This is a genomic window from Halocatena pleomorpha, assembly GCF_003862495.1.
In the GTDB taxonomy this organism is placed as follows: domain Archaea; phylum Halobacteriota; class Halobacteria; order Halobacteriales; family Haloarculaceae; genus Halocatena; species Halocatena pleomorpha.
In genome coordinates, this window is the sequence record NZ_RRCH01000014.1 from 35,208 (window position 1) to 54,595 (window position 19,388).

A 19,388-nucleotide genomic window follows, 5' to 3' on the forward strand; every position below is an offset into this window, starting at 1 on the left:
GCACTAGCCGAACCCTCAAAACAGTGTTCGTCAATCGCACTGACTATACCGCATTACTGTATCCTCCCAGAGAATCGAATCCTCCGAAGGGAATCCCGTCTGACCTATCGTGTATCGTCAAGGATTATACAAACTAGGGTGAACTTCTTCTATGATGGCCCGCACCCGACGTCGATTTCTTGAATCAACCGGACTCGTGCTCGCTGGTTCGCTCAGTAACAGATTCGTTGCCGGTAGCTCTGATTCTGCTCTTCCGACCACGTACGATTGGCCGATGGCGCGGTACGACCCTGCCGGGACCGGCCACCATCCGACGGCATCGGGTCCCAAAGACGACGTCAGGATCGCCTGGACTCACGACACGACGGACTGGTTTCTGGGAACAGTTCCACCGATCCGACGAGGAAAAACGATCTACGCTGTGGGGAACGGACTACTCGCTCTCGACAGTGAAACCGGAGCACAGCAGTTCAGTCATCCTGGTCCGTATCGCTCCAGCCCCGTCTGTGTTCGGTCTCCGATCTACGACACCGCCACGCTTGCAGTGACTGCTTCATCCGGTGTTTTCGGATTGAACGCTGATGGTGGACTCGATGTTCCGTTGTCAGATCGGTCGTTCGGTGCGCAGCGATGGACAGCGTCCCCTCTTCGAGGGCTGGCTTTTTCGGTCCGACTGGCTCAGTCGTCCCCCCTGTTGCTGCTGACAGAGCGATCTACACCCCACTTCCGGCCACGGATTCGATCGCCTCACTCGATCCGAGCGATGGGACGATCCAGTGGCAAAAGACACCCCACGAAGACGACTCGGTCAGCGTCGAATTCAATAGACCCGCCGTGAAAGATGATCTCATCTTCGTTACGAGCTGGCCCCAGCGAGTGACCGCCTACCGCACCGACACCGGAGTCAAACGCTGGCAACGAGAACTTGACGAACAGACGCTTTTGCCACCAGTAGCGACCGAGGAAGGGGTTGTCGTCCCGTCTCGCACCAGTGTTCGTTTACTCGACGCTGCCGACGGCTCCGACCTGTGGAACCGTAGTCTCGATGGGAATGCGGTCGAGAGTGCACCAGCGGTAGCCAGCGGAACGATCTTCGTTGCCGACGAACGGGAGTTTCTCCACGCGCTCGATCTCGTGACGGGCAAGCCACTGTGGACGCTGCCGTTCGATGGGCCAACGTCGCCAGTCGTGGCTGACGATATCGTGTACGCGGTTCGATCGGCAGTCTCGTTGGTCGGTATCGACGCCAAATCGGGTGAGAAACGGTTCGAGTATCAGCCATCACAAGTTCCGTTGTCGGCACCGATCGTCGGTGATGGCGTCCTCTATGTCACCAATCGCAATCGAGTAATCGCTCTGGAGGAAGCGACATGATGCCGGTCACTGTACTGAGGGAAGCGGGATCGCGCATTCGCCACGATCCGGCTCTCGTCGGACCGTTCGCAGTCGCCGGGCTTTTCGTCATGCTCGCAGATCTGCTCCGCGAGTTCGATCCGATCCCGGTTGCGACGCCGGTTTCGTTCGGGCACACGTTCAGCATCCAGTATTCAATCGTGCCGAAAGGCACCGCCCGAACGATCAGACACATCAATGCGTTATTCGATCTCCGGGATCCGTATCTTCTCGGCGCTGTTGCGCTCGAACTCCTCGTTTTGCTGGCCGTCGGACTCGCTGGCTGGCTGACGATCACGCGCGCGCTGCGCGTCGAGCGTCGTCTTGATTCGCTCGCCAGATACATCGGATTCCTATTTGTAGTGACTCTTCTCTTTCGGATAATGGATTTCCAGACGATCACCGTCGGTAGCTTACTGCTCTTCATACTGATGGTTCTCGCTGCCTTTCTCGTACTGATCCGTCTGTTTTTCCTCCCTGGTCTGCTGGTCCGTGGCTGTCGATACACAACAGCGCTCCAAAAAAGCATCCGCACGGCCGTCGGAGAGCGATGGACTCTGTTCTGTCTCATCATCGTCTTTGGATTCGCGTCCTGGGGGTTGGCGCAAGTCCCGATCGTGGGTGGAGGACTGAGTACCGTGGTGGTGGCACCGATTCACGCTGTCTCGATCGCTGTTTTACTCGACCGAAACAGCGCAGTGATCGTCCGTGCAGATAGTCGATCCGGTTGAGACTGAACCGATGGCGGGGTAGCTGATACCGAAGCTCCGACTCGAGTAGAACGAGCCACTCCCCCTCTGTGACTCGATCAGGGAAGCAGTCGGTCGATGCTGGACCCACACACGGAGGTTCTACCGCCACCGTTCTCTTCGAACGTCATGTGGTGCTCCTGTCCTCGTTTGGTGCACGTTTCGAGGCTCGTACGAACGTGAGTCTCGTTGTTACCGAGATCTTCGACGACGTAGACCGTGACGTTGCCGGGTGTCCATCCATCGATCGTCGTCGTCACTGCCTCACCTGGATCGACCGATATTCCTTGGGTCGGGATACCGTCGTCGGCCAGCGTCACGTTTCGGAATCCATCTGGCCAGATCAACTGAGAGAGGGTCGCAAGTCGTCGTTCTCCGTCTCGTGTGGTGACCGCGAAATTCATGAGCAACGCCGTTCGCCTGTCTTCAACGGTGTACGCAGTCACTCGGTACGTCGTGTCGCCGTCGTTCGTAGCCGTCATTGTCGGCGGAGCATCGACCGCTTCACCGGCGATCATAGAGAGTCCGCTGAGGAGGATCAGACCAGCGATGAAGATGATCGTTCGTCGAGATACCATACCAGAAATAGCAGAGGCCCAACGGAAATAATCCATCCATTCTGGCCACTCAAGCCGGAGCGGCTGATAACCGCTGACATTCACTACCGACTCGCGTTCGACGGCTCTCAGGGTTTGGGGCAGTCGGCCACTGGTGTCGCTGAAGCTTCTCCACTCACCCGCTTGCAATCGTATCTCAGCGTCTCCCCACCGTCAGCTGGCTTTTGCTTCACAGCGAGGATCTGTGATCTGTCGGTGTCCCTATCGGATCGAGATTGCGGCAACCGTCGCTGGCGGAAGTTCCACCGTGCACGTTCCATCAGTGTCGGCTGAGATGGCCAGTTCGGTAGCCACGAACTCGTCGGCGTTGTCCGCAGTAGCCACAAGATCTGGTGCTTGATCCGCAAAGAGGATCTCACCGTTAGCCTCCGTCTCGCTCGGACAGTCGCCTTCGAGTGAGATTTCGACAGTGTGTTCTTCGAGACAATCGAGGTTCGTGACAGTGACGTACGTCTCCTCGTCAGCGATCGAAGCGGAGGCACCAACCAACGTGAGATCGTCGTCCGCTACTTCACGCGTCGGCGCGGCAACGGATGTCCGGACGGCTTCGTTGCTCTTATGGGGGGCGTACAGATCGAAGACACGGTATGTCGGACGCGCCCACGCGTCGTTTTCGTCGGTTTCGACGAGGCACTGAAGGACGTTGACAGTTTGGGCGATGTTCGTCATCGTCACGACATCACTATGATCGTTGAACACGTCGAGGACCGCCGCCGCTGAAAGCCCATCGAGAACAGTTCCCGGCTGTTCGAGACCGCTCTCAGCTGTGGCTTCGGGATGCCAGGCCCCCCACTCATCGACGATGACACCGATATCACGCGTCGTGGCAACCGCATCGATCGCGGCGGCTATCCGCTCGATGTGGCGCTCCATTTCGAGCGCTTCAGCGAGGAATTCGTCGTAATCGTCTTCGTCGGCCTCGGAAACGCTCATCGTCCGACCGTAGTAGTGGTGCAACGTGAGATGGTCGAGCGGGAACGATTTTCCCCACGGAGCACCGGCGACCTCTTCGAGGAACCGACGGTTCCACTCGTGGCCTTCGTAGCCGCATGCGATGAGTTCGAGATCGTGGTCAAGCAGTAGGGCGTCCGTGGTTCCGACGTAGGTCGCAAAGCGTCGGTACTCCCGCGCGTACTGTTCGGGGGTCATCCGACCGCCACAGCCCCAGTTCTCGTTTCCGAGTCCCCAGTAGGTGACGCCGTAGGGTTCCTCGTGACCGTTCTGTCGGCGTCGGTCTGCCAGTTCGGTGTCGCCGCCGTAGTTGCAGTACTCTACCCAGTCCGTGGCTTCCTGTGGGTCGCCGGAGCCGACGTTCGCGGCGAGATACGGCTCTGTGTCGAGGCGCTCACAGAGCGCGAGGAATTCGTCGGTGCCGAACGCGTTCGATTCTTCGGGCGTCTCTTCTGGCCCTTGTGCCCAAAAGAGGTTGCGGCGACGGGGTCGTTCATCGCGCGGTCCGACGCCGTCTTTCCAGTGATAATCATCAGCGAAACACCCGCCGGGCCAGCGGAGGACCGGGAGATCGAGATCTTCGAGCAAGGAAACGGTGTCGTCGCGCAAGCCGCTTTCTTCCGCGCTGTCGCTGTGCCAGATCCCGCCGTAAATACAACGACCGAGGTGTTCAGAAAAGTGACCGTGTACTTCCGGTGCGATTTGATCGATAGTCGCCTCAGTATGAACCGCTATGCGTGCCTCAGCCATACATTGATTGATATTTGTACATACCATATTAATACTTCGGGTCCTATCGTTCCAATGCCCCATCACTGAGACGACAACAGATCTCCGGATCGATGGAACTGGTAACCGGTTTGGGTTCCTATGTCCGTTCTGTGCTGGGACAACACATGATGACTAGTACCATCAAACATGAAAACGACAATAGAAGTAAAATATATATGTATATGTTTGATTGGTGCTGTTGTATGAGAGCAGGTGACAGAAGAGAGAGACCACGCTCCCGTTCGAGCGGTCGGGACAGCCAGAGTTACACGAGCCGTCGGGGGCTGTTGCGAGCAGCGGGTGCTGTCGGGCTTGCCGGACTCGCTGGCTGCACAGGGTTCGTCGGTAGCTCCTCGGACGGCATCGAGTACTGGACGTTGTTCAGCGGCGGTGACGGCGCAGTCATGAAGTCGATGGTCAACGAGATTAACGACAGCGGCGACCACGACTTTCAGATCAATCGACAGCGGGTTCCGTGGGACGAACACTATCGCCGTCTGTATACCTCAATGGTCGGCGGGAATCCGCCGGACATCGCCGTGATGCACTCGCGGATGATGAACGAATATCAGGACAATCTCGTGCCGGTCACCGACGAGATCGGCACGGAGCCGTACCTCACGGACGTTGCTCAGGGTGGAATGGTCGACGGCGAACAACTCGCTGTTCCGATCGATACCCATCCGTTGGGACTCTATTACAACAAGGAGATTTTCGAAGAAGCCGGATTAGATCCCGAGAAGCCGCCGAACACGCCGGATCGGTTCCAGGAAGCCGCTGCTGCGATTATCGAAAACACCGACTACTACGCGTTCGATTTCCCCGAAGGGGAGTATCACGCAGAAACGATGTGGATGTTGCTTCACGGTCGGGGTGGCAAGGTTCTGACCGACGACTACGAACCCGCGTTCGATACGCCAGACGGTCGAGCAGTCGTTCAGGAGATGCACGACTGGGTCCACAAACACGGGTGGGCACCCGTCGATCCGGTAGCGGGGTGGGAGGCGTGGAACCGGGGTGAACTCGGGATGAGGATCGACGGGACGTGGCACGTGACCGTCGTCCGGGAGGTAGGGTTCGAGTTCGGTATGACGAAACCGTTCGTCATGCCGGGCGCAGACAATCCCGTTACGATCGGTGACAGCCACACACTGATCATTCCCCAGAGCGAAGAGCGCGACCGGAAGCGCCTCGAAAACGCGATCGAGACCATTCGCTTGCTTTCCCAACAGTTCAACGACAGATGGGGACGGAAAGCCGGTCACCTTCCTGCCAGCAAGGCGGCGCTCAAAAGCGATTCGCTCCGGACATCGAAGACGTGGGAACAGACGCTCGGAGTGTTTCATGATATGGTGAACAACGATCAGTTCATTCGGCCGCCGGCGACGCCGAACGTCGAGGAGTACACTGAAGCGATCTATCAGCCCCTCGATGACATGCGCGCCGGGAACATATCTCCCGATAAGATGATCAAAACCGCTGTGAACGGCGTCGAACAAGCATTCAACAGAAGATAATGGCACAATCAACCCAACAGACTGACGCAGACGGATCGGGACTCGACCGCTCGAAGTCGATGACACGCGAGTGGATTGCGGGAGCTACGTTTTCGCTTCCGTACATCCTGATTGCCGGAACGTTCCTCTTTGGCCCGCTGGTGCTCGCGCTGTACATGAGTCTCCACGACTGGAACGCGCTCGCCCCGGCCCAATCGCAGTTCATCGGCTTTGAGAACTACCAGATTCTGCTATCTGACCCTGACTTTTGGAACGCGCTGTGGAACACCCTTTATTTCGTCTTTCTGACAGTCCCGCCGATCATCATCGGCTCGCTGTTGCTCGCGCTCGGCGTCAACCGTGACGTGAAAGGCAAATGGCTGTTGCGAACGATCTTTTTCAGTCCGTACGTGTTGACCGTCGCGGTCGTCGGGCTTCTCTGGACGGAACTGTTCAACGCTTCGGGACTGATTCCCTACCACATCGGTGGGGGGAACTGGTTGACATCTCCCGAGCTTGCGATGCCGGGGATCGCGATCGCAACGATCTGGTGGCAGTTGGCATTCAATTTCATCATCCTTCTGGCCGCGCGCCAGAACGTTCCCGACCGACTGTATGAAGCGGCGAAACTGGACGGGGCGAGCACGGGGCAGATGATGCGCCACATCACGATCCCACAGATGCGAAACCCGCTCGTCTTCGTCGTCATCGTCACCTTTGTCAATTCCTTTCAGGTGTTCGGTCAGCCGTTCATCATGACCAACGGCGGACCAACGTTCTCCACGACGACAATCGTCCTTTACCTCTACGAGACGGCCTTTACCGGCCGGGAGTTCGGCTATGCCGCTGCGGTCGGCTACGTCCTGTTTATGATCCTGATTGCTATCTCGGCAACCAACTACTACTTCCTCGCAGGTGATGATCAATGAGCACCGAATCATCCGTTCTCGGGAACGTATCGCTGTCGAGCGACCGCCTTCGAACCATCGCCTTGTACGTCGGTCTGTACGGAACGGCGGGTCTGTTCCTCGTCCCATACTGGTACATGTTTGCGACATCGTTCATGACACGCGAGCTAGTATATTCAGAGGTCCCGCATCTAATCCCGTGGGATCTAACGCTGCATTGGTATGACTACCTCCTCACGAGTTCGCTAGTCGTTCAGTGGACCGGCAACACGATCATTCTCGCCGGGATCACGACGCTCGTCGTCCTCTTAGTCGACGCGATGATCGCGTATTCGCTGACCCGGCTCGATTGGCCCGGTAGGCGCGTGATCTTCGGGGTTATCGTGGCGAGCTTCATGGTGCCCGGTATCATCAACCTCGTTCCCGTGTACATCATCGTGAGTGAACTCGGTCTCGTCAACTCCATTTGGGGTGTCGTCCTTCCGAGTGCTGCCAACCCGCTCGGCGTGTTCATGCTCGTCCAGTTTTTCAAAGACCTTCCTGAGGAGTTGGAAGAAGCCGCTCGCCTCGATGGGTTCTCGCGCCTGCGAATCTTTACCCACATCGTACTGCCGCTGATGCGGTCGGCACTCGCGGCGCTCGGACTGTTCATTTTCATCTGGACGTGGAACTCGTTCGTCTGGCCGCTGTTGATTCTTCAGAGTGAGACGATGTACACGCTGCCGATCGGGCTGGTGACGTTACAAGAGAACATGGGCGTCACCGAACCGGGTGTGATCATGACGTCCGCAGTCATCGCCTCGGTTCCGCTGCTGATCCTGTTCCTCGTCATGCAAAAGCAGCTCGTCCGGGCCGTCGAAATGCAGGGGACGACGAAATGACCGAGACGAACCTCGATCCGATGTACGCCTCCATCAAGCGGACCGGACGGTTCGTCTGGGAACACCTCGTGTCCATCGTCTCGATCAGCGTCGTCTGGTTTCTCGCGTCGCTGCCGATCGTGACGGTCGGTCCTGCGACTGTCGGAGCGTACCGGGCCGTGTTGTCACTCCGGGACGACGATCACGCGGGAATCGATCGGGGTGGGGTCTGGGCGACCGTTCGCCAACAGGCCGTTCATGCGACGCTGCTCGGATTCGTCCCGTTGGTGTTGTTCGTGATCGCAGGGAACTACGTGCTCGCGTACCTTGCAAGCGGAACGGTCGCCGCCGGTCTGCTCGGGCTCTGTTGTGCGTACGCCGGTTTGTACGCATCGCTCGTGTCGGTTCCGACACTACTCGGTCTCGCAGCGGGGAAATCCGCCCCCTCTGCGCTCACGGACGGCGTTCTCTGGACCGCCCGCCACGCGGTCGGCGCGGTGGCGCTCGGCGTCGTAACGGGCGTACTGTTCGTCATCACGTCGTTGTTGACCGTCGCGGTGGCGTTGCTGTTCGCTGGCGTCGCGTTCGCGCTTCACGTCGAGTTCATCTCGGTCGTTTCCGAAACCGACACACCGGCACCGACGGCGGTGGTTGATCGATGACCGGATGTGCCGACCGACACCGAATCGCTGCCCTGGAAACGGGTGAATCGAGAGGATCGGGTAGAACCGACGGTAGTTACGAACTAACGGAGCTTCAAAATGAGTAAAACGAATGACGCAGCATCGGTAACGTTCGAGAACGTGCGGAAAGTGTACTCCGACGACTTCGTCGCGGTCGATAGCTTCGACGCCACCATCGACGACGGCGAGTTCATCACCGTCGTCGGTCCCTCTGGGTCCGGCAAATCGACGCTACTACGCATGGTCGCCGGTCTCGAAGAGATCACCGGTGGCGACGTTCGGATCGGCTCGGAGAGCATCAAGGGTGTCGAACCCCAAGACCGTGGGATTGCGATGGTGTTCCAGAACTACGCACTGTATCCCCACATGACTGTTCGAAAGAACATGTCCTACGGACTGAAACTGACGACAGAGCTTCCCGACGAGGAGATCAAGCAGCGGGTTCGGGAAACAGCGGAGATGATGGGCATCGAAGACCAACTGGACGACAAACCGGCGAACCTTTCGGGCGGACAGCAACAGCGCGTTGCGACCGGTCGCGCGATCGTCCGCGATCCGAAGATTTTCCTGATGGACGAACCCCTATCGAATCTCGACGCCAAACTCAAGGTCCACATGCGGACGGAACTCCAGCGGCTCCAAGAAGAGCTTGGAACGACGACCATCTACGTCACTCACGACCAACACGAAGCGTTGACGATGAGCGATCGGATTATCGTTCTCAACGAGGGTGAACTCCAGCAGTTCGCCCCGCCGGAAGAGGTGTACAACGAACCCGCAAACCGGTTCGTCGCGGACTTCATCGGCAGCCCAGCGATGAACTTCTTCGATGTCGAACTGCACGGAACGACGCTCCTCGGCAACGGGTTCGAGTACGAACTCCCGTCCGCGATCGTCGATACGATCTCCGACACGGACGCAACAACCGGTCTCGAACTCGGGATTCGGCCCGAAGACATCACATACGACGCAAGCGGTGACAACACGATCACCGCGGTCGTTGATGTCGTCGAGGTAGCGGGGAGCGACAATTTCATCTATTTGGATATCGAGGGATCGGAGTGTCGTGTTCGGGTGTCTGGCGGCCTGAAACCGACCGTCGGTGACCGTGTGGATATCGCGTTTAACCCTGACGACGTTCACCTCTTCGACGCGTCCGGTGAAAATCTGCTCACCGGATCGAGCGATACGGCTGTCCCCCAAGCTCAGACTGAGTCCGAAAAGACCACCTGAGCGACGACGTTCGGGGTTCAAACGCCCTGGGGCGGCGTGTTCTGAACTCGAACACGGAACTGGTATCCGCACGCATACGGTGAGTCACGTGTCAGGGATAGCAGTTGTCAGCTCTAAGCACCGCACTCGGATCGGTCTTCGTGGCTGCTACGTGTCGTTCTTTCATCGTCGAGCCGCCACTCGCATCACCAACTGGAGAACGTGAACGAACACACCAGCGACCGCAATGTAGACGCCGATCGTTTGCAGTGCGACGGAGGCGTTTCGTTCATCACGCACCTGCCAGACTTCCCACCCGAGTCGGAGCAGGAAGCCGAGGAAGATCAGGAAGAAACCCACAATCAGGACGGGCGGGAAGACTGTTCCGATCGCAATCGCCACGACACCGCCGAGAAACGAGTAGTTAGCGCCGGTTCCCCAACTCTCGAACGTCTTCGACCGGGCGTAAACGTAGCCCGAAATCACCGCGGTGAGCATGGCAACGATGATCGCAGTCACAATGAGGATCAGCAATTGACGCTCCCGAGGCGCGATCGAGAGCACCCCTGCCCCGAAGATTCCGAAGGCGAGTTGCAAGATCACTAGTCCAACCACGGCAAGACCCACGTTGTTGCTATTGATACCCCGCTCTGCAATCACCTCACCGCCCACGATCGCTGCGCCGTACACCAGAACGCCGATAATCGGAACCGCAAACAGGTAGTTGTTGATTGCTGCGAGTGGCGTCACGACGAAGACGTACATCAATAGGGCGTTGATCGCCATCAGGGCGCTTGCGCCACCGATGATCCGTGCTTCACGACTTGAGAGACCGAATAACCCCTGGGTCTCGACAGTGCTCATATCTTGTTCCTACGCCGTCGGCCCCGAAAAGTGTACCCTCGTGCTCTGTGTTTGGTGTCCGTACGCCGGTACTCCTTAGCTGAGTCGGGACGGAATCCGTGCAGAACGGTGGTACAGCGTCTCGTTAACTAAACCGGACTCGGTAACTGCAAGGTAAATGATTGATAAATTAACAAAGCTCCGAACAACGCCATTCCTGTCCCAATCATCAGCTGGAGAAACGCTTTCATCGTGCACTGTGTACCGCCGCGTAACACTTGAACCGCGCTAGTGCGATCTACTATCAAGCCACCAACTACCACAAGCGTGATCCCGATCCCACCGCGTCGAACTACGAAATTCGAAACCAGTTCTGGTACGATGTTTGGTGTGTTCAGCCCGATCATACGCTGTGCTTTTGTTGTTTCTGCTTGTGTTTTTTTGTGTTGAGGTTCGGGATCGATCCACGGCTGATCTGCACCGTTCGACTGCGCAAGCACTATCGTTATTCCGTTGAGTGCCGAATATCAGTTCGGTCTATGTCTCCGTTGATCCACCGCCACAGCACGATCGTGCTTCAAGAATCGGGGGCATTGCGTCGGCTCAGCGCGTTCGGCCAGCAACTCGAACAAGCATTCGCACCAGCCAGAGCGATTCTCAAGCCGATCCTTTCGAATCAGATCGTCTTTGGTACCTGGATACTACTGGTGGTGTTGTCTGTCGGCGTCCTGTGGTGGGATATCAGAAAGCGCAATCAGGCACTCCCATCGCTGATGAAATTCGTCTGGACGCTCACTGTGCTGTACTCGGGTCCATTCGGACTCGCAATTTACTGGTATGCGGGCCGGACACAGATCAGTCGTGATTCGCTCTGGCGGCGTGGACTCCGCTCGGATTCACACTGTTACTCTGGCTGTGGGGCGGGTGAGATCGTCGGCATTACGATTGCACAGGGAATTCTCGCCCTCAGCACGCTGTGGGTTGTGGCAATCACCTTTGGCTTCGCCTATCTCTTTGGCTATGCGCTCAATATCGGACCACTCATGCAGGAGGGCGAATCGTTCGTGCAAGCCGCCAAAGACGCGCTTCTCAGCGAAACACCCAGTATCACGATCATGGAAATCGCCGCGATCACGACCGATCTCCTTGTGGCGGGAACCGCGGGCATCACCAGCGTATTGTTCTGGATGGCACTCGCGTTCTCGCTGTCCATCGGATTCATCGCTGCCTACCCGGTCAATGCGGGCTTGATCGCCGTCGGCGTCAAAGAAGGCATGATGAACCCACAGAAGATGTCCTGAGCAGGTAGCAGCACTATTCGTTTCTTGATACCGAATAGTGTGGAAGATCAATACACAGACGACCAAACACGAATCGCTTGACGGCGTAGCCACACTGGTCTTAGCAACACAGAGCTTCTTGACGGTGGTTATAGTATGTAGTCCTATGCGGAGCCATGACCTCATTGTACTCGGTGGCGGGACGGGCAACGTCGTCGCGTCTGCGGCAGCCGACGCAGGACTCGATGTGGCGCTCATCGAGCGTGGCCGGCTCGGCGGTACCTGTCTCAATCGAGGCTGTAATCCCTCGAAGAAGCTCATTCATCACGCAGACATCGTCGAGACGGTACGGCAAGCGAATTCCTTCGGTATCGACGCGTCGCTGGATAGTATTGCGTTCGCAGACATCGTCGATACGGTTACTACCACCATCACCGAAGCGGCGGAACACAAGGCTGAGCGCGCCCGTGAAAACGATAACATCACGTTCTACCAGACAGATGGCCGATTTGTCGACGAGCACGTGGTTGAAGTAGGTCCTGACAATCAGGGAGACCTCTTGACCGCTGAGAAAATAGTGCTTGCGGGTGGTTCACGACCGTTGCTCTCCGACTCGATCGACGGTATTGACGACGTGGAGTTTTTGACTAGCGCCGAGGCTCTTCGCGTCCAAGAGCGATTCGACCGGCTCGTCGTCGTCGGCGGTGGGTACATCGCGGTGGAAATGAGCCACTTCTTCGGCGCGATGGGGACGGATGTCGTCATCGTCGGTCACGGGGAGGTGCTCGCTGACCGTGAAGACCGGGACATCGCTGAGCGATTGACTGCTGTGTATGATGATAAACACGAACTCCATTTGGGCTACACGGCGACGCGGTTCGAATCAGATGGGGGTACAAAGATCGTGACTGCCGAGTCCGACGAGGGGGACGCGATCGAGGTTGTGGGCGACCACCTGTTGGTCGCTACCGGTCGCAGACCGAACTCCGATCGTTGGAACGTCGAGGCGGCGGATCTGAGGACGACCGATACGGGTTTCGTCCAGACGAACGAGTATTTGGAGACCTCCACAGACGGAGTATGGGCCATCGGTGACATCGCGGGCAACTACATGTTCAAACACTCGGGTGACAAAGAAGCCGAGTACGTCGTTGAGAACGCAGTCAACGGGAACCGACAGCCCGTCGAATATCCTGGGATGGCTCACGCCATTTTCGGAGCACCACAGATCGCTAGCCTCGGCAAAACCGAGTCAGAAGTCCAAGACAGTGGCCGCGATTATGAAATCGGCACGTTCGCGTATGACGATACAGCCCTCGGCGCAGTCTTAGAAGCCGATGTCGGATTTGCGAAGGCCATCATTGGAAACGATGGGGACGTGCTCGGCTTCCACATCATCGGTCCGCACGCGTCACTGCTCATCCACGAGGTGAGTACTGCTGTCGCGGCCGGTGCTGACGCCACCTCGATCGCTGAAACGATCCACGTCCATCCTGCGCTGTCGGAGGTCGTTCAAGGGGCATTCCGAGATGTTCGAGATGTCGCCCCGTCCGGTATTTGAACTCGTTGTCAACGACGGATACGGGACGCGCTGATGAACGGGCGCGTTCACGGTCGTCACATACCGGTACGCTACAGAGATACATTTTTCTTCCCATCGATCCTTTCTCCGAAGGATGATCGAGAATCGATCAGGACTGACCACAACGCCGGCCCACGATGTTGCGCTCGGATGTATCGAATCAGGAATCACGGCTGCACACCCACGAAACGTTATCAAAAACACAGTTTCAGTAACGGACGACACCCTCCGTATCAGGCAGGACTCATACGATTTGAACGACTATTCGGAGGTGCTGATCCTCGGAGGCGGCAAGGCGGCCGGACAAATGGCCGATGTATTGGAACCGTTGCTTAATGATCATCTCACCGGTGGCGTCGTGGTGACAAACGATCCAACGGCGACGGCTCGTGTAACGATGTTCGAAGGGAACCACCCTGTTCCAGACGCAGGCGGCGTCAAAGGGACAAAACGACTACTCGAACTGGCTGAGGAAGCTGATGAACGGACTCTCATTCTGACGGCCATCACTGGCGGCGGAAGCGCACTCCTAGCGGCCCCGACCGATACGATTTCACTAGCTGACCTCCAAGCAGTCACCGACGAACTGCTAGCCGGTGGAGCGACGATCCACGAGATCAACGTCCTTCGAAAGCACCTTTCGAAGATCAAAGGCGGACGACTCGCTCGGGTTGCCGCTCCGGCGACTGTTGTGGGACTGATCGTCAGCGATGTCGTCGGTGACGATCCCGATATCATCGCCAGCGGGCCGCTCACCCCGGACGCGTCGACGTTCCAAGACGCGATCGATATCATCAATGCGTACAGGCTGTCCGTTCCTGAAAGCGTTGACAGACATCTCGCAGCTGGTGTCGACGGAACGATTCCGGAGACCCCCCATCCGGGGGCGGCGTTTTTCGAAACCGTCCACGAATACGTCCTTGCGAGCGGGCGGACTGCAGTAGAAGCCGCTCGTCAGGAGGCTCAACAACGAGGATACGAAACGATCGTTCTCTCTTCACGAGTGCGGGGTGAGGCGAGTGAGGTTGCGAAGACGTACATCGCTATTGCAGAGGAGGTCAGGGCGACGGGAACACCGGTCGCTCCCCCCGCAGTCGTGCTTGCGGGTGGCGAGACGACCGTTACATTACAAGGAGACGGAAATGGGGGACCGAACCAAGAGCTTGCACTGAGTGGAAGTCTTGAACTGACTGATGCAGATACCGTCGTCGCCAGCGTCGATACAGACGGTATAGACGGCGCATCGGACGCTGCTGGGGCTATCGTCGATAGCGAAACGGCGACACCGCCCGAGGCTGCTCGTTCCGCGCTTGCGGACAACGACGTGTATCCGTTTCTTGACGCCGCAGAAGCGCTGGTACACACTGGGCCGACAGGGACGAACGTCAACGACATCCAGGTCATCGTTATCGACGATGATTGTGACGAATAATTCCGCATCCAGGGTACACGCCAGAGCGTCGGCGTTTCAGGCCGGCGGCAGGGACCTCCCAACCGACTCTAGGGTCGCAACCTTCTGTCACCAGCGATCCTGATTGGATGTCTAGTACTGTTCTCTTCGACAGCAGACTCACATCGCTGATCAAATATCAGGATCTCACGCACGTATTAGTCGGCTACTCTACGTATTCCGTGTCGATCGGGTCCTCGATATCACCCATAACCGACTCCAGAAGATCCGTCACGGTGACCATCCCGAGAACCTCGCCGTCCTCGATAACGAGTGCGAGTTCCTGATTTTCGGTTTGGAACTGATCGATAGCGTCACTCACGTCGACATCCGGCGAAAGGGTCATCGGCGGAGCTGCTAGCTTCGTGAAGTCAATATCGTCTCCTGTCAGTTCGTCACGGTACCTGACTAAGATCGGAAAATACACGATTCCGTGAAACGCAGTCAGCTCGCTACCAACTAGTGGATAGCGCGTATGCGGACTTTCCTCCATCTTACGGAAGTTCTCTTCGATATCGTCTTCTGTAGAGAGGGCGATGATATCGTTTGCAGGGATCATAACCTCACGAACGGGTCGCTCACCGATAACGAGTGCATTCATTACTTCGTTTCGGCGTTCCTCGGAGAGGTCGCCCTCGTCGAGAAGCGACCCGAGTCGGTTCCGCAGTTCGGCCCGGGACTCGATAACGTCTTCTTCGGTTTCAAGCCACGCGCCAGTCATTTGGATGCCGAATAGTTTAAGCGTCCATTTCGCGATCCAGTCACCGAGTGTGATGATCGGGGAGATCGTCCGGTTAAACCAGTACAGTGGTGTCGCGCCGTATCGACACACCATTCGTGACCGTTCAACACCGAGGTACGTCGGCGTCTGTTCCCCGTGCGTCAAGTGGAGGAGGTTGATGATGAGAAACGCGATGATCCCCCCTAAGCCAATAGCTGCCAACACCGTGTTTTCGAACAGTGGCTCGAAGATGGCTGCTAACGCGGGTTCAGCGACGATTCCGACCGCGATACTCGACGCCGTAATGCCGACCTGACACGTTGTCAAATATATCTCAAGATTCTGTGTCATCTCCCACGCTCGTTCTAACGCCTGGTGACCGTCCCCCACGAATTCCTCCTCGCTGAACTGTCGCGCTCGGGTGAGCGCGAACTCGATCGCAACGAAAAACCCGTTTGACAAAATGAGAAGCAGTCCCACAACGAGACGAAGTCCGATTTCAACCGAGTTCATCAACTGTGTGTATTGGGGTGGAGACTAAATAAGCCCAGGAAATCATCACTGTATTCACGAGAGTCGGGGCTACTCTGACTCTGCGAGGGTGATGACCGGAACCGGCGCAGAACGAACCGTCTTTTCAGCCACGCTTCCAAGCAGGATTCGATCGGTTCCGTGTTTTCCTGTCGTTCCCATCACGACAGCGTGGATATCGTTCGATTCGATACAGTCACGGATCGCCTCGACAGGCGTCCCGCGTTCAATGTGTTGTACCGTATCCCCAATCCCATATTCCTCTGCCTCTGAGATGATGTCCGTGACGGCGTTGAGTGCAACCTGTTCGCTGTCCTGTTCGGTACCAACAGACCGAACACTCAGACCGACCTCTGTCTCGTCTACGACGGAGAGGACGTGAACGACTGCGTCGAGGGACGCCGCAAGCAGGAGCCCGTGGGCGGCGGCGCGAGTTGCTGCAGTACTTCCGTCCGTTGGAAGGAGAATCTTCTTGTAGGGAAATTTTAGTTGCTCATCGGGTTGCATCCGTGCTGTGAGGACAGGGACAGAAGAGAGCCGAACAACCTTCTCAGAAATACTCCCGATGAGGTAGCGTGAGATCCCTTCGCGGGCATGAGTGGGCAGCACGATCAAATCGTGCCCATAACGCTCGGCGTACTCGACGATCGTCGGAGCCGGATTGCCCTGAACGACATCGGTGTCGTGCGTCACTCCGAGTGTGTGTAATGTCTTCGCCGCCTCATCAACGATCTTTTCACCCTGTTGAACGAGACCATCGACTACCCGACCGTTGACGACAGTGGCGCTGTCACGGCTCGTATCAGCGACATAGAGGATGTGAACGGTGGCGTCAGTTCGGTGGGCGATTTCGCTCGTGTGGTGGAGTATCGACGCCGCTCCGTCACTACCGTCGAACGGGAGAAGGATGTTCTCGTACATCGATCGTGAAATGTTACGACAGCCAAGCCCTAAATAGTTTTATTCCTCATTGAGGTGGTATTTACTGATCGCGGCGTCCTATCCTTATCCGCCGATTGGTTCCTATCTGTATCGCAACTGAAATCGGCAATCAGGAACCAGCCGTAGCCGAGACACCCATTAGCCCCCTGCTACTTCCGCGAGTGACAGTAAAAGCCCCGGAACAATCAGCAAGATGAGACCACCGATGATCAGAGCGAGTGGAACGACGAGAAGCCCCATGTCCGTTAGCAACCAGAGCCCGAAACCACTAAGGAGAGCGAGAAGACCGATGAGGCGGAGGAGCCATACAATAGCGCCTTCGATTTCTGACTCTGCGACTACGTCCGTGAGTTCGAGGATATCGTCCATTGACACGTACATCTCATAGCTGTAGCACCATATACTTCGGTGCTCTCTGCCGTAACTGATAGCCACCCCGTTTCATATGAATCCGTGGTAGCGTTCGTCTGCGTGGCCTGCTTCCCTTACTGCCAACCCACCGGGTTAGCTTGAGCGTGTAAGACATCTATCCCTGTTTTGAACCAACCATTCTATATGTTGGTTATAGTACTATACCACGCTGCACACTATTGTTCACTAAGTTGATATAGTCTGTTACGATGGAATCCATCAGTTCACCGTACCGGTAGGGTGACGGTGATCGGTTCATCGAAGTCGTTGGCTCGACTACCGACGGCCACTCGGACCCGTGGATTCTGTGCCGAGAAAAACGCCAATCGGACAGGATTGGGGCTAGTGGTGACCCAACCGATTGCCTGAGAATGGTATCAACAAATCCATATGGACTATAATAATATCTAAAATAACTAATTATCCAATATGTGATTTTGCCGTCCCGTATCCAAACTACTGATCATGCCCGAAGCAGGTCCACCTTCAACGGAAGAAATCGCTGCGGCGATTCCGGACGAAGCGAGCCAGACGTTTATCGACCGATTCCGGGGCGAGGTGATCCGTCCCGACGACCACGGATACGACGAAGCCCGGCAGATCTGGAACGGGATGATCGATAAGCGCCCAGCGATAATCGCCCAGTGTACCGGCGTCGCTGATGTCGTTGAGGCAGTGAATTTCGCCCGAGACAATGACCTGCTCGTCGCAGTCCGTGGTGGCGGGCACAACGTCGCAGGGACTGCTCTCTGTGATGGTGGTATCGTCATCGATCTCTCCGAGATGAACGGTGTCCGCGTTGATTCTGAAGAGAAGACGGTTCGTGCCGGCGGTGGAGCGACTCTTGGTGATGTTGACCGAGAGACGCAGGTCTTCGGGCTGGCAACGCCCTTGGGCGTCGTATCGAAGACCGGAATCGCTGGACTGACCCTCAATGGCGGCGTCGGCCACCTCCGACGAAAACACGGATTGGCGTGTGACAGCCTCGAATCCGTTGATATCGTTACGGCCGACGGAGCGGTTCTGACAGCCGATCACGATCAACACGAGGACCTGTTCTGGGCACTACGCGGTGGTGGCGGAAATTTTGGCGTCGTTACGTCGTTCGAATACCGGCTTCATGCTGTCGGTCCCGACGTGTTCGGTCTTTTCGTGGTTCATCATGGAGACAACGCTGTCGAAGTCTTCCAGCAGTTCCGTGAGTACGCCGGCTCAGCCTCCGAGAACGCGAGCGTCCTCCCCTTCTATCTGTTCGTCCCTGACACCGAGGAGTTTCCAGAAGAAGCATGGGGTGAACCGGCGGTCGGAGTTCTGGGCTGTTATGTCGGAGCGATCGACGACGCTGAAGCGGAATTTCACTCGCTCCGATCGATCACTGATCCGATCGTCGACTTCAGTGGACGAATGCCGTATACGGAGTTGCAGACGCTGCTCGATGCCGACTATCCGGACGGGCGTCAGTACTACTGGAAGGCGACGTACGTAGACGAATTCACCGACGATCTGCTCGATTTCGCCGTTCATCACGGCAATGAAAGCCCATCAGCACTGTCAACTGTCGATCTCTGGCATCTCGGTGGCGCGATCAGCGCCAGAACCCAAGACGCGACAGCTTTCTGGCACCGAGATAAGGATTTCATGCTTACCTTTGAGGCCAACTGGGATGATCCAGACATGAACGATGAAAACGTCGCGTGGGTTCGGGAGGGTATCGACGAAGTGCGGCGGCTAGAGGCGGCATCGGGTGGATACGGAAACTTTCCGGGATTCAACGAGGATCCCGGTCGGGCCATCTTCGGCGGAAACTACGACCGGCTTGTGGAGGTGAAGACCGAATACGATCCTGAGAACCTGTTTCGTTCGAATCAATACATCGCTCCCGACACCGATGGCGATTAACAAGCCGAATCATCCCGACGAACCCCGATTGTACACGACCGAACCGGCGTGGCTCATCGCTGAAGCTAGATGGAGTGAGACTACTCGGTC

18 protein-coding genes are annotated in these 19,388 nt (G+C 57.0%); 11 read left to right on the forward strand and 7 right to left on the reverse strand.

Annotation, left to right across the window (positions count from 1 at the left end):
• Positions 1-630 precede the first annotated feature (630 nt).
• Together EIK79_RS06705 and EIK79_RS06710 are read left to right on the forward strand one after the other, a co-directional pair.
• Positions 631-1,374 carry a PQQ-binding-like beta-propeller repeat protein gene (locus tag EIK79_RS06705; protein WP_221621701.1) on the forward strand — a complete coding sequence of 248 codons (744 nt, stop codon included), beginning with the start codon at positions 631-633 and terminating at the stop codon, positions 1,372-1,374.
• Complete coding sequence (locus EIK79_RS06710) at positions 1,371-2,123, forward strand: hypothetical protein (RefSeq protein WP_124954355.1); 753 nt, start codon at positions 1,371-1,373, stop codon at positions 2,121-2,123. The genes EIK79_RS06705 and EIK79_RS06710 overlap by 4 nt, the downstream gene beginning before the upstream one ends.
• A 77-nt stretch (positions 2,124-2,200) precedes the next feature.
• Here the strand turns inward: EIK79_RS06710 and EIK79_RS06715 are convergent, their stop codons facing one another.
• Positions 2,201-2,719 carry a hypothetical protein gene (locus EIK79_RS06715; protein ID WP_124954356.1) on the reverse strand — a complete coding sequence of 173 codons (519 nt, stop codon included), beginning with the start codon at positions 2,717-2,719 and terminating at the stop codon, positions 2,201-2,203.
• A 240-nt stretch (positions 2,720-2,959) separates the two neighbouring features.
• Complete coding sequence (locus tag EIK79_RS06720) at positions 2,960-4,459, reverse strand: alpha-N-arabinofuranosidase (protein WP_124954357.1); 1,500 nt, start codon at positions 4,457-4,459, stop codon at positions 2,960-2,962.
• A 224-nt stretch (positions 4,460-4,683) separates the two neighbouring features.
• Here EIK79_RS06720 and EIK79_RS06725 point away from each other — a divergent pair, with 224 nt between their 5' ends.
• From EIK79_RS06725 to EIK79_RS06745, 5 genes are all read left to right on the forward strand, one after another.
• The gene (locus EIK79_RS06725; protein WP_124954358.1) at positions 4,684-5,997 is read left to right on the forward strand and encodes an extracellular solute-binding protein; all 1,314 of its coding nucleotides are present in this window, start codon (positions 4,684-4,686) and stop codon (positions 5,995-5,997) included.
• Positions 5,997-6,905, forward strand: coding sequence for a carbohydrate ABC transporter permease (locus EIK79_RS06730; RefSeq protein WP_124954359.1), 909 nt, complete (start codon positions 5,997-5,999; stop codon positions 6,903-6,905). The genes EIK79_RS06725 and EIK79_RS06730 overlap by 1 nt, the downstream gene beginning before the upstream one ends.
• Positions 6,902-7,765: a carbohydrate ABC transporter permease gene (locus EIK79_RS06735; protein WP_124954360.1), complete on the forward strand. Its 864-nt coding sequence runs from the start codon at positions 6,902-6,904 to the stop codon at positions 7,763-7,765. Before EIK79_RS06730 ends, EIK79_RS06735 begins: the two co-directional genes overlap by 4 nt.
• Positions 7,762-8,406 carry a DUF624 domain-containing protein gene (locus tag EIK79_RS06740; protein ID WP_124954361.1) on the forward strand — a complete coding sequence of 215 codons (645 nt, stop codon included), beginning with the start codon at positions 7,762-7,764 and terminating at the stop codon, positions 8,404-8,406. The genes EIK79_RS06735 and EIK79_RS06740 overlap by 4 nt, the downstream gene beginning before the upstream one ends.
• A 99-nt stretch (positions 8,407-8,505) precedes the next feature.
• A complete protein-coding gene (locus EIK79_RS06745) occupies positions 8,506-9,660 on the forward strand; it encodes an ABC transporter ATP-binding protein (RefSeq protein ID WP_124954362.1) in 1,155 nt (384 codons plus the stop codon).
• A gap of 162 nt (positions 9,661-9,822) precedes the next feature.
• Here the strand turns inward: EIK79_RS06745 and EIK79_RS06750 are convergent, their stop codons facing one another.
• Positions 9,823-10,503: a hypothetical protein gene (locus tag EIK79_RS06750; protein WP_124954363.1), complete on the reverse strand. Its 681-nt coding sequence runs from the start codon at positions 10,501-10,503 to the stop codon at positions 9,823-9,825.
• Between the two features lie 128 nt (positions 10,504-10,631).
• Complete coding sequence (locus EIK79_RS06755; protein WP_124954364.1) at positions 10,632-10,982, reverse strand: hypothetical protein; 351 nt, start codon at positions 10,980-10,982, stop codon at positions 10,632-10,634.
• 39 nt (positions 10,983-11,021) lie between these two features.
• Here EIK79_RS06755 and EIK79_RS06760 point away from each other — a divergent pair, with 39 nt between their 5' ends.
• The 3 genes from EIK79_RS06760 to EIK79_RS06770 all read left to right on the forward strand — a co-directional run bounded on the left by EIK79_RS06760 (position 11,022) and on the right by EIK79_RS06770 (position 14,776).
• Positions 11,022-11,783 (forward strand): DUF4396 domain-containing protein, encoded by a 762-nt coding sequence (locus EIK79_RS06760; protein WP_124954365.1) that lies wholly within the window; start codon positions 11,022-11,024, stop codon positions 11,781-11,783.
• 145 nt (positions 11,784-11,928) lie between these two features.
• Positions 11,929-13,323, forward strand: a complete 1,395-nt coding sequence (locus EIK79_RS06765; protein ID WP_124954366.1) for a dihydrolipoyl dehydrogenase family protein — start codon at positions 11,929-11,931, stop codon at positions 13,321-13,323.
• A 115-nt stretch (positions 13,324-13,438) separates the two neighbouring features.
• The gene (locus EIK79_RS06770; protein WP_124954367.1) at positions 13,439-14,776 is read left to right on the forward strand and encodes a glycerate kinase type-2 family protein; all 1,338 of its coding nucleotides are present in this window, start codon (positions 13,439-13,441) and stop codon (positions 14,774-14,776) included.
• 184 nt (positions 14,777-14,960) lie between these two features.
• Here EIK79_RS06770 and EIK79_RS06775 read toward each other — a convergent pair whose 3' ends face one another.
• From EIK79_RS06775 to EIK79_RS06785, 3 genes are all read right to left on the reverse strand, one after another.
• Entirely contained in the window at positions 14,961-16,028 is a 1,068-nt protein-coding gene (locus EIK79_RS06775) for a CNNM domain-containing protein (RefSeq protein WP_124954368.1), read from the reverse strand.
• A 69-nt stretch (positions 16,029-16,097) separates the two neighbouring features.
• A complete protein-coding gene (locus EIK79_RS06780) occupies positions 16,098-16,967 on the reverse strand; it encodes a universal stress protein (protein WP_124954369.1) in 870 nt (289 codons plus the stop codon).
• A 159-nt stretch (positions 16,968-17,126) separates the two neighbouring features.
• Positions 17,127-17,357 (reverse strand): hypothetical protein, encoded by a 231-nt coding sequence (locus tag EIK79_RS06785; RefSeq protein ID WP_124954370.1) that lies wholly within the window; start codon positions 17,355-17,357, stop codon positions 17,127-17,129.
• A 507-nt stretch (positions 17,358-17,864) separates the two neighbouring features.
• Between EIK79_RS06785 and EIK79_RS06790 the strand changes: the two genes are divergently transcribed.
• The gene (locus tag EIK79_RS06790) at positions 17,865-19,298 is read left to right on the forward strand and encodes an FAD-binding oxidoreductase (protein WP_124954371.1); all 1,434 of its coding nucleotides are present in this window, start codon (positions 17,865-17,867) and stop codon (positions 19,296-19,298) included.
• Positions 19,299-19,388: the final 90 nt, after the last annotated feature.

Bases quoted from the DNA above. Each gene is read 5' to 3' on its own strand.
- EIK79_RS06730 (WP_124954359.1), top strand. From the start codon at position 5,997: ATGGCACAATCAACCCAACAGACTGACGCAGACGGATCGGGACTCGAC.
- EIK79_RS06775 (WP_124954368.1), bottom strand. From the start codon at position 16,028: ATGAACTCGGTTGAAATCGGACTTCGTCTCGTTGTGGGACTGCTTCTC.
- EIK79_RS06705 (WP_221621701.1), top strand. From the start codon at position 631: ATGGACAGCGTCCCCTCTTCGAGGGCTGGCTTTTTCGGTCCGACTGGC.
- EIK79_RS06760 (WP_124954365.1), top strand. From the start codon at position 11,022: ATGTCTCCGTTGATCCACCGCCACAGCACGATCGTGCTTCAAGAATCG.
- EIK79_RS06715 (WP_124954356.1), bottom strand. From the start codon at position 2,719: ATGGTATCTCGACGAACGATCATCTTCATCGCTGGTCTGATCCTCCTC.
- EIK79_RS06785 (WP_124954370.1), bottom strand. From the start codon at position 17,357: ATGGACGATATCCTCGAACTCACGGACGTAGTCGCAGAGTCAGAAATC.
- EIK79_RS06780 (WP_124954369.1), bottom strand. From the start codon at position 16,967: ATGTACGAGAACATCCTTCTCCCGTTCGACGGTAGTGACGGAGCGGCG.
- EIK79_RS06745 (WP_124954362.1), top strand. From the start codon at position 8,506: ATGAGTAAAACGAATGACGCAGCATCGGTAACGTTCGAGAACGTGCGG.
- EIK79_RS06710 (WP_124954355.1), top strand. From the start codon at position 1,371: ATGATGCCGGTCACTGTACTGAGGGAAGCGGGATCGCGCATTCGCCAC.
- EIK79_RS06725 (WP_124954358.1), top strand. From the start codon at position 4,684: ATGAGAGCAGGTGACAGAAGAGAGAGACCACGCTCCCGTTCGAGCGGT.
- EIK79_RS06735 (WP_124954360.1), top strand. From the start codon at position 6,902: ATGAGCACCGAATCATCCGTTCTCGGGAACGTATCGCTGTCGAGCGAC.
- EIK79_RS06740 (WP_124954361.1), top strand. From the start codon at position 7,762: ATGACCGAGACGAACCTCGATCCGATGTACGCCTCCATCAAGCGGACC.
- EIK79_RS06765 (WP_124954366.1), top strand. From the start codon at position 11,929: ATGCGGAGCCATGACCTCATTGTACTCGGTGGCGGGACGGGCAACGTC.
- EIK79_RS06770 (WP_124954367.1), top strand. From the start codon at position 13,439: ATGATCGAGAATCGATCAGGACTGACCACAACGCCGGCCCACGATGTT.
- EIK79_RS06750 (WP_124954363.1), bottom strand. From the start codon at position 10,503: ATGAGCACTGTCGAGACCCAGGGGTTATTCGGTCTCTCAAGTCGTGAA.
- EIK79_RS06790 (WP_124954371.1), top strand. From the start codon at position 17,865: ATGCCCGAAGCAGGTCCACCTTCAACGGAAGAAATCGCTGCGGCGATT.
- EIK79_RS06720 (WP_124954357.1), bottom strand. From the start codon at position 4,459: ATGGCTGAGGCACGCATAGCGGTTCATACTGAGGCGACTATCGATCAA.